Source organism: Nostoc mirabile CHAB5784 (genome assembly GCF_020829645.1).
Lineage (GTDB): Bacteria > Cyanobacteriota > Cyanobacteriia > Cyanobacteriales > Nostocaceae > Nostoc > Nostoc mirabile.
Genome location: NZ_JAIVFS010000199.1, coordinates 1 through 7,615, shown reverse-complemented (window position 1 = coordinate 7,615; position 7,615 = coordinate 1). Strand labels below are relative to the sequence as shown.

The window sequence follows — 7,615 nt, the reverse complement described above, 5'->3', positions numbered from 1 at the left end:
TTGATGAAATATTCTCAAACCCAGACAAGAAACTTGCCTTAACGCGAATGTCTGACAATTTGCAATTAATCGTGTCCGCATCAGCAGCGCGGGCGATGAGTTCTGACTCACAAGATGTGGTGCGTCGCCGAACGACTGATTTTTGGCACGCTAGAGACTACGAATGTTTTTTGCGAATGTTCAAGCAAGATGGGGGAGTGGGGTTTGAAATTACTTACCAAGCAACAACCAATCTCCCAAAAATTAATCCTTTGGCACCGTGGGCGCTTTTTGAAATTGATGTTGGCGGGTGCACAGAAGTGTACCGTTTGGGCGAAGGTAAAGATATCACCCTAATCAGTCGTCCCAAGGTTATTTCATAATATAACGAGGTTTTATGAGTGTAAGATTTCTAGAAAATAAGGGCAGTGGCAATATCTTAGAAATTAGTCGAGCTAGGCTTTTAGAACTTACCCCCAATGTTTATCCCCTCACCTGGAAGCGATTCTTTCGGGTAATGGTGATAGTGCAGCTATCTTGGGTGCAGGTTTTGCCGAACGTGAAGTTTTTTTTGGTTTTGAGGGAGTTGACTTAAGGCGCTACCAACTTCCGACAATCGACTGTTACGACATTGCTACTAATCCGCCAGAAAAGTTTTTAGCTTTACGCAGCCAATATCCAAACCTACAGTTAAATTATTTTTGCGATCGCAATCTAGCAGAACTAGAACTGACAAAACTTTACGCTCCTAATAGCCTGCGGCTAGTTTCGGTTCATGGAGTATTAGATTACTTACAACCGAATGCCGTTACGAGAACATTACTTGATATTGTGAAAGTACAGCCACAGGCAATATCGATAAGGCTATTTTTAATGGGCAACCCGTGGTCGCAGAATTTTGCAAGTATAGAGCAACTGGCAATGGAATTAAATTCAATTGAAATTACTACAAGTGGTTTAGTTGAGCCGATTGATTTTGATATATTTTGTCGTAAAGGTATTATGCAATTAAATATTTTAGACAAGGATAAAATTGAACATAATTTGTTACCAAGTTACGGTGCATCTCATATAATAATGCCTGATAAACTAGTTGGTTATTTCAATACTCTGAGCAAAGTAAGACTTGATAGCATGAACTAATGAAATAAGCGTTGTTATGCAGTGATCGCTCACTAACTGTCGCTATACAATGCAATCGTACCTTATCTAGTAACAGTGGCAGCTACGGATGCCAAAAGTCACGGGCTGCGCTTGGCAAGCTAGCCAGCACACTATCGAGTCGTGCTTCGTCAATGTTCTTCCTGAGCGCTACAGCGGTGGCTCGAATGGCTGTATCGGGCGCAAAGTTATGATCTGCACGTAACAACTGCACTTCCTGGGTCATTTCTACTCGATCTCCGAAGCTGCGGCGCGGTTCATCTGTATCCCAGTCCGCGACGAATATAGATCGCAACACAGGTGGAAGAACTCCAGCGAAGTGAATCGCTTCTGGAAGTGTGAGCCGACGGCGAAAGGTCTGCAAGACTCCTTGCACCATTGTATAGACCTGATTTGTCGTGACTAAACCAGAGGCTTCGCGGGCATCCAGCAAGAACTTCTCGAAGTCAAGCGAGGCGCGTTGATATTCGGATGGTATGGGCATATTCATCAGCTCCCGCTGATTGCAACTGCACAAAACTATACCTAAAGTTTTATCTGGTTGAACAACCCCATGTGATTTAACCCTGACGGTCACTGTTAGGTTCGCAGGTGAGTTCAGGAAAACTTGAGCAGTCTAACGTCTCGGTTCAGCGGCGGCAGATACACTCTGCATCTGCATTAGTGGCTCTCGACCGTCCGCTGCAACCGAATTGTTGGGCTGTGCTTTGGCACACAATCTAAAGCAGTGCTACGCCGCGTTTCCTGCTGACTTCTTATGCCGCTGCGACTCAACCAGCATCAACAAGGACGGAGGGATTAATAGCCAAAACCCCGAAATTGGCATGAGAAATGCGCCAAATGCCGAGGTTATCAGTAGGTTCCAGCCCATAAAAACGGGCAATCGAACATTGTGTTCTTGCGCCCAACAACACAATTGACCCAAAGCAAAAACTAATGGGCTTAACATCAACATCCAAAAGGCAGTACCTCGATCAAAGTGAGGATCTACGGCGTTGAATACGCCATTACGAAGAATATCTGACCAAGGTTCAAAATAATACAAAATGTCACCTAGTCCATGAATTACGCTGATTGCAATTAGCCAGTACCCACTGACTCGAAGTAGAGGAATCGTTCTATTTTGTGCAACAAACATGGGAAAATCTCCTTGATTTTTAAAGCGAGTGATACCGCTTGTTGTCTAAGAGACGACTGAGATGCGATCGCATCTCAGTCAGCCGATAGTAAATACAATCCGAAGACAAAAACTAAACGAACAAAGTCTCTGAGTCTGAAATGTATTTGCTGACAGGCATTGTGAAGAGCGCGAAGATCATATGCTTTCCTTGAGGCATCCATTATCATCTCTTAGATACGCTGCCGTATGGTTATATATTAGTGTCCACAGAGCACAAAGTCAATACGCCGCCGTATGGTTAAAAAGAATGAGATATCAAAGCTTGGACGACAGGACTGGATTAACTTAGGGCTAAAGGTTCTAGCAGAAAGCGGAGTTGAAACAGTGCGAGTGGAACCCCTTGCCAAATTGCTGGATGTCACCAAAGGTAGCTTCTACTGGCATTTTAAAAACCGCGAGGAGCTTTTAGAAGCAATTTTGCAGGATTGGGTCAGCCGAGAGACTGACGGTATTATTCAGAAAGTTGAAGCGGCGGGTGGTGATGCCTGTGCTAAGTTGCTTCACTTGTTTGAACTAGCGATTCAAGATGATGGTCAGGTGGAAAATGCGATTCGAGCTTGGGCAGTCAATGATTCTAAAGCCGCTGCCGTGCTGAATCAAGTTGATCAGCGTCGTTTGGGTTACACAAAAGATTTATTTTTAGAAGTTGGCTTTACGTCATTTGAAGCGATGGTGCGCGCTCGGATGGCTTACTACTCGCTAATTGGCGAATACACGCTAGGCACTCGAACTAATCAATCAGAACGATTAGCCGGAGTGCGACTTGAGCACATTATTCTCACACGTCGAGATTGAACATCAAATGCTCCACAAACAATATCGAAGCACCGTCCTCACCGAGATGTAAAGCAGCCCAACTATTTATTATACGGAAAGTTTCTATATAATCTTTTTCTAAATCCTAATATATCAAGTATTACAACTACCTCGTGTCTGAATATACGGAAAATTTCTTTTTTACGTTCCCATTGAGATATCATACAGAATTGTTCCGTATAACCACCCTTCACGGGAGAATTATATGGAATTGTTCCGTATAATTCTAGGTGTTCTGTGCCGCTTGGCTTATGGCATCCAACAAAAACAAACCCAAATTTTTATGCAGTGCTTCATTATGCTGCGGACACCCGGTTGAATGTAGACACCTTGGACAACCTGCTTCACAATCACATTCAGCTGCTAGGGCGTATGCTTTAGCAGCAAAATTGTGCAAGTCGGAAAAGATAGCTTCTGCTGCTCCATTACCACCAGAGCAAGTGTCAAAAAAGTAGCCAATTGTTCTACTCTCTTTTTGCGTGACTATTCCATCCACATCTAGGCTGGAGGATAAAACTACCAGCGGTACAGCTTTTACTATCTGGTGTTGGATGCTATGCACTGCCGTTACTTCAGCACTACTAGTCCACAATGTTTGATATTGTTCAGGAACTTCACCTCCATTTGAGGTCATAATTTCTTGTTTGTATTTGTTGACTTGTACTTGCAGTGCCTTTTGTAGAGGTTCATTTATTTCTACTAGTACGCAGGGTGCTTGGTATTTTGTAACGTATGGCTCCTCAAATGCCACTTCTTTTTGAAGTTTTGTGACTTCAGCCGAACTTAGAGAACGCTTACATAAGGAGCAGCTTTTCCCTTCAAGCGGTTTTTTGTAGTTAGCACAACGCTGGTTTTTACAAGTCATTCCATAAGTGCGTTTCATCAACCGATAACCTGTAACAGAATTAGTAATTTCTCCCCAAACAAGGGTTAAACGTAAACGAGCATCTTTGATTTTAGTGGGGATGATCTTGGACTCTGCCAGTGTAGAAAGTGGCTGAATATCTAATTCTGATTCGGCTTCAGTAAATAAATCTGTATCTTTACCTAAAAACGCTAGTAACGCTTCTCCTTTCTCTTCATTTAGACTTTCACTGCGGTAGGCTACTAACTCGCCGCTTTCCGATTGCAACATATATACTGCTTGAGGAAATACCTCCCGATGGGCAAGGGGAAGTGACATAGTTTCTAAGATTTCGCCCGTATGCTTCTCAATTAGGGTAATTGAAGTTTGAGCGCTGCTTCTGAGATTGATGTCTTTGTGGGGATAACCCCTTCCCCAGAGTTTTCCATTATTACTGAGAAAAATTTTGTTTTGTTGTAAAAGAGAACCTGCAACTGCGTCGGCAGCTTTTCCAAAACGGGTATTGAGTTCCTTTAAAGTCAGACTACTTTCAATGCAGCCGCATTCTAAATGTTTACCTAGAATTGTTGGATAGTCTGGATTAAAAGCAGCACATTCAACTTCTCCCGATAGTAACTGTTGAGGATGCCGAGCGTAGAATACATCAATGGGATTTTGTCCCAAGGGTAGATAGATTACAAGTCCATGCTGTTTGCGTCCGGCTCTCCCTACTCGTTGCCAAAATGACATGAGGCTACCTGGAAATCCACGAAGCAAACAACAGTCTAGTTCTGGTAAATCAATTCCAGCTTCCAGAGAAGAAGTAGAAATAATCACCTTTATTTGTCCGGCTTGCAGTTTTTGGATAATCTCTCGACGGCGTAGACGCGAAGCGGCTTGTCGTCAGACATCGCCTGTCAAGGAACTGTAGAACACCGCCACCTTGCTTGTTAAATAACTTAAGCCAAGGCGTTGTGTTTCCCTTTGGATTAACCCTAGTAAACCTTTGACAGCAGCACGAGAGTTACAGAAGACAATCCCACTGAGGTTATGCTGTAACCAGGAAATTACAATTTTGGAAGCTTCGACATTAGCAGCACTATTTGGAGCAAGGCATAATAAGGTACGTCCTGCACTACCAGCGCCGCTGCGTTCAATTAAGTGTAGTCTTTGAGGTTGCTGGATTCTGCCACTGAAGCGCAATGCCATCTCTTGGGGATTGCCAATTGTGGCACTAGAGCAGATAAATTGCAGTCTTTGAGAATTGCCGCCAACTGCATCAACTGCTAACCTTAGCCGCCGCATCAGGTTGGCAAAGTGTGCGCCAAAAGCACCAATGTAAGTGTGGCTTTCGTCAATTACACAGTAACGTAATTGTCTTAAAAACTGCCGCCATCCTTCTCCCTCATCTCGTCGTCGCACATTGTAAAGATAGTGGTGTAACAAGTCGGGACTAACTGCCAAGATGTTGGGAGGATTGGGAATAAACAAGTGTTGCCGCTCGTTGGCTGGTGTATCTCCCGTCATTAATGCGAGTTTGATGCGGTTGTTGGGCATTGCCTTGACGAGCGATCGCAATTTTCGCATTTGGTCAAGGGCCAATGCCTTAAGTGGGAAAATATATAATGCCGTTGTTTGCGGTTGCTTTAGACATGATTCGAGGATAGCGAGGTTATAGCATAGCGTCTTTCCACTTGCTGTAGGGGTAGTAATGCTCAAGTCAAACCCAGCACGTAACTTTGTCAGTGCTTCTAGCTGGTGAGAATAAATTCTGTCAATACCGTTATTCTGCAATGCCAAACGTAAAGCAGGCGGTAAATCGCTGGGTATGGGGTGAACTATCCCTTGGTTAGCATTTTTGATATCCACCGCCGTGATGCTTGCAATGAATTCTTGAGCGACAGACTGAAACGCTAGGTGGGGGATTTGTTGAATGCGTTCGGAAACTGTTGCGGCCGCAGTATTGGTTTCTTCTACAACATTGCTCGAAGAAACCAAGTTGGTGTTACTTGATTGAATTGAGCCAAGGGCGATCGCTTCTTCCCAATCGCCAAATTGAGTCGGGTTAACCTCTTCAACAAACTTAACAATCAACCGTCTGCCTAACAACGCCATGACTTCGCCTACTCCGTATTCAGGGGAGTAAACGTGTTTGCCAGTAGTCAAAATAATTCGTAATTGATAATTCGTAATTCGTAATTATTACCCCACACCTAAAGGTGGGGGCTTGAATAATGAATAAATTTATTTTTTTCATTAATAAATTAAGGGGCTTGTACCCTTAATGAATTAATTATTAATTACGAATTACGAATTACGAATTATTCGGTCAACCATTCGGGAGGTTCTGGAACAGTTTGGTTGGCGGCGCGGATAAGGGCAGCGTAGTCGGTTGGTTTATCGTTGGTCACAAATCTAGATTTTGCTACCAAAAGATATTTGTCACTTATTAAGTATAAATCTAATTATTTAGAGTACTCTAAGTAAAAAAATGCCCAATTGTCCGAAGCGAAGGTCGCTTTAGCGTAATGAAGCAATCGCAAAGACTTTGAGATTGCAACGCTTAACTTCGTTTCGCTCGCAATGACAGGTTTTGGATCATTTATTTTTTGGAACACTCTTAATTGCGTTAATGTCGTCGTCACAGGATTTGCCGTAGTATGGTTTTACTTTATTGCTCTGCAATGGGAATTTTAGGTAAGTAGGGTGTACTTACCGCAATAGCTATAAGTGCATTATTGAAAAATCCTGGTTTGCTGGGTAGAATGACGCAACTGCGTGTCTCGCTCAACCGCGAAATCCGCCATCTCCTGGGAGAGTGGAATTTAGGAGTAGGAGAAGAAGCTGCGGTTGTTGTTGCGCGACCGCTTTTGTTATCCCGACTAAAATCGCCATCCGCATCTGTATTACCAACGCTTGAAGGTATTTTGATGCAAAATGACCTGTATGGGGAAGAGTTTATCCAAAATTCTGACATTTTGCGACAGTTGCTTGGAGTTCTGCTGATTGATAGCGACTGGGAAAACATTGCAACTGCTGCGGCAAATGCAGTTAGGATGCAAGTGATGCAACGAATATCTGCTTGACTAAAAGAAATTATGGACAATTTGGCTCATATCATGCTTTAAGTGTAATTTGAGAAAGATTATTATTGATGAGTTCATTGGCACTACCTTTAGAATTTGAGTTTGCTGTTAGCAAAATAGCAGCCAATCATAACCCTAATACTCGCTTTAAATTAATAGCAGAAATTAACAAAGATTTTATAAGAATTGATTTTCAAGGTTATTTTACCGAAAATTTCGCTTCTAAGAATCGCCCCTATTCCAATCCAATAAATGACTTTTGCCGCAACAAGAGAGTTGATTTTTGGCTGCTTTGGTCTACTGGACAACTTGCATTATCGGGCTGGTGGCGGACTGAAATTTTATCACTTGAATATACTCCATTCATGCAGAGTTGGTCGAACGAAGACGGGGAGGGAATTGCTAGACCCTATCCCGATGGCGATAAGTTTGAGGCGATCGCTGCTTCTTTGTACCCGATTTTACAGCAGTACTTTCAAGTTTGAATTGGTGCTTGCGCTGCTCCAACCCCAACGAAGCAAGCAGAGGTAATTTCTCTTCTCTAGCTAT

The 7,615-nt window shown here is 43.0% G+C and carries 8 protein-coding genes and 1 pseudogene; 5 read left to right on the top strand and 4 right to left on the bottom strand.

Annotated features, from left to right (window positions below):
* Both LC653_RS43670 and LC653_RS43665 read left to right on the top strand, forming a co-directional pair.
* Positions 1-362: pseudogene (locus LC653_RS43670) on the top strand (hypothetical protein); the annotation flags it as partial.
* 154 nt (positions 363-516) lie between these two features.
* Positions 517-1,122, top strand: a complete 606-nt coding sequence (locus tag LC653_RS43665; RefSeq protein WP_229501492.1) for a hypothetical protein — start codon at positions 517-519, stop codon at positions 1,120-1,122.
* A gap of 82 nt (positions 1,123-1,204) precedes the next feature.
* Here LC653_RS43665 and LC653_RS43660 read toward each other — a convergent pair whose 3' ends face one another.
* Positions 1,205-1,624 (bottom strand): DUF2267 domain-containing protein, encoded by a 420-nt coding sequence (locus tag LC653_RS43660; protein WP_229501491.1) that lies wholly within the window; start codon positions 1,622-1,624, stop codon positions 1,205-1,207.
* Between the two features lie 246 nt (positions 1,625-1,870).
* Positions 1,871-2,278, bottom strand: a complete 408-nt coding sequence (locus LC653_RS43655; protein ID WP_229501490.1) for a DUF6463 family protein — start codon at positions 2,276-2,278, stop codon at positions 1,871-1,873.
* 276 nt (positions 2,279-2,554) lie between these two features.
* Between LC653_RS43655 and LC653_RS43650 the strand changes: the two genes are divergently transcribed.
* Positions 2,555-3,115 (top strand): TetR/AcrR family transcriptional regulator, encoded by a 561-nt coding sequence (locus LC653_RS43650; protein WP_229501489.1) that lies wholly within the window; start codon positions 2,555-2,557, stop codon positions 3,113-3,115.
* Positions 3,116-3,362: 247 nt separating this feature from the next.
* On the opposite strand, the gene LC653_RS47105 is transcribed toward LC653_RS43650, so the two are convergent.
* Positions 3,363-4,850, bottom strand: a complete 1,488-nt coding sequence (locus LC653_RS47105; RefSeq protein WP_308189246.1) for a Zn-binding domain-containing protein — start codon at positions 4,848-4,850, stop codon at positions 3,363-3,365.
* A gap of 33 nt (positions 4,851-4,883) precedes the next feature.
* A complete protein-coding gene (locus LC653_RS43640) occupies positions 4,884-6,146 on the bottom strand; it encodes a DEAD/DEAH box helicase (RefSeq protein ID WP_229501487.1) in 1,263 nt (420 codons plus the stop codon).
* Between the two features lie 599 nt (positions 6,147-6,745).
* Here LC653_RS43640 and LC653_RS43635 point away from each other — a divergent pair.
* Entirely contained in the window at positions 6,746-7,066 is a 321-nt protein-coding gene (locus LC653_RS43635) for a hypothetical protein (protein ID WP_229501486.1), read from the top strand.
* Between the two features lie 68 nt (positions 7,067-7,134).
* Positions 7,135-7,551, top strand: coding sequence for a hypothetical protein (locus LC653_RS43630; protein ID WP_229501485.1), 417 nt, complete (start codon positions 7,135-7,137; stop codon positions 7,549-7,551).
* Positions 7,552-7,615: the final 64 nt, after the last annotated feature.

Coding starts and splice junctions, on each gene's coding strand:
- LC653_RS43660 (WP_229501491.1), bottom strand. CDS start 1,624: ATGCCCATACCATCCGAATATCAACGCGCCTCGCTTGACTTCGAGAAG.
- LC653_RS43655 (WP_229501490.1), bottom strand. CDS start 2,278: ATGTTTGTTGCACAAAATAGAACGATTCCTCTACTTCGAGTCAGTGGG.
- LC653_RS43650 (WP_229501489.1), top strand. CDS start 2,555: ATGGTTAAAAAGAATGAGATATCAAAGCTTGGACGACAGGACTGGATT.
- LC653_RS43635 (WP_229501486.1), top strand. CDS start 6,746: ATGACGCAACTGCGTGTCTCGCTCAACCGCGAAATCCGCCATCTCCTG.
- LC653_RS43630 (WP_229501485.1), top strand. CDS start 7,135: ATGAGTTCATTGGCACTACCTTTAGAATTTGAGTTTGCTGTTAGCAAA.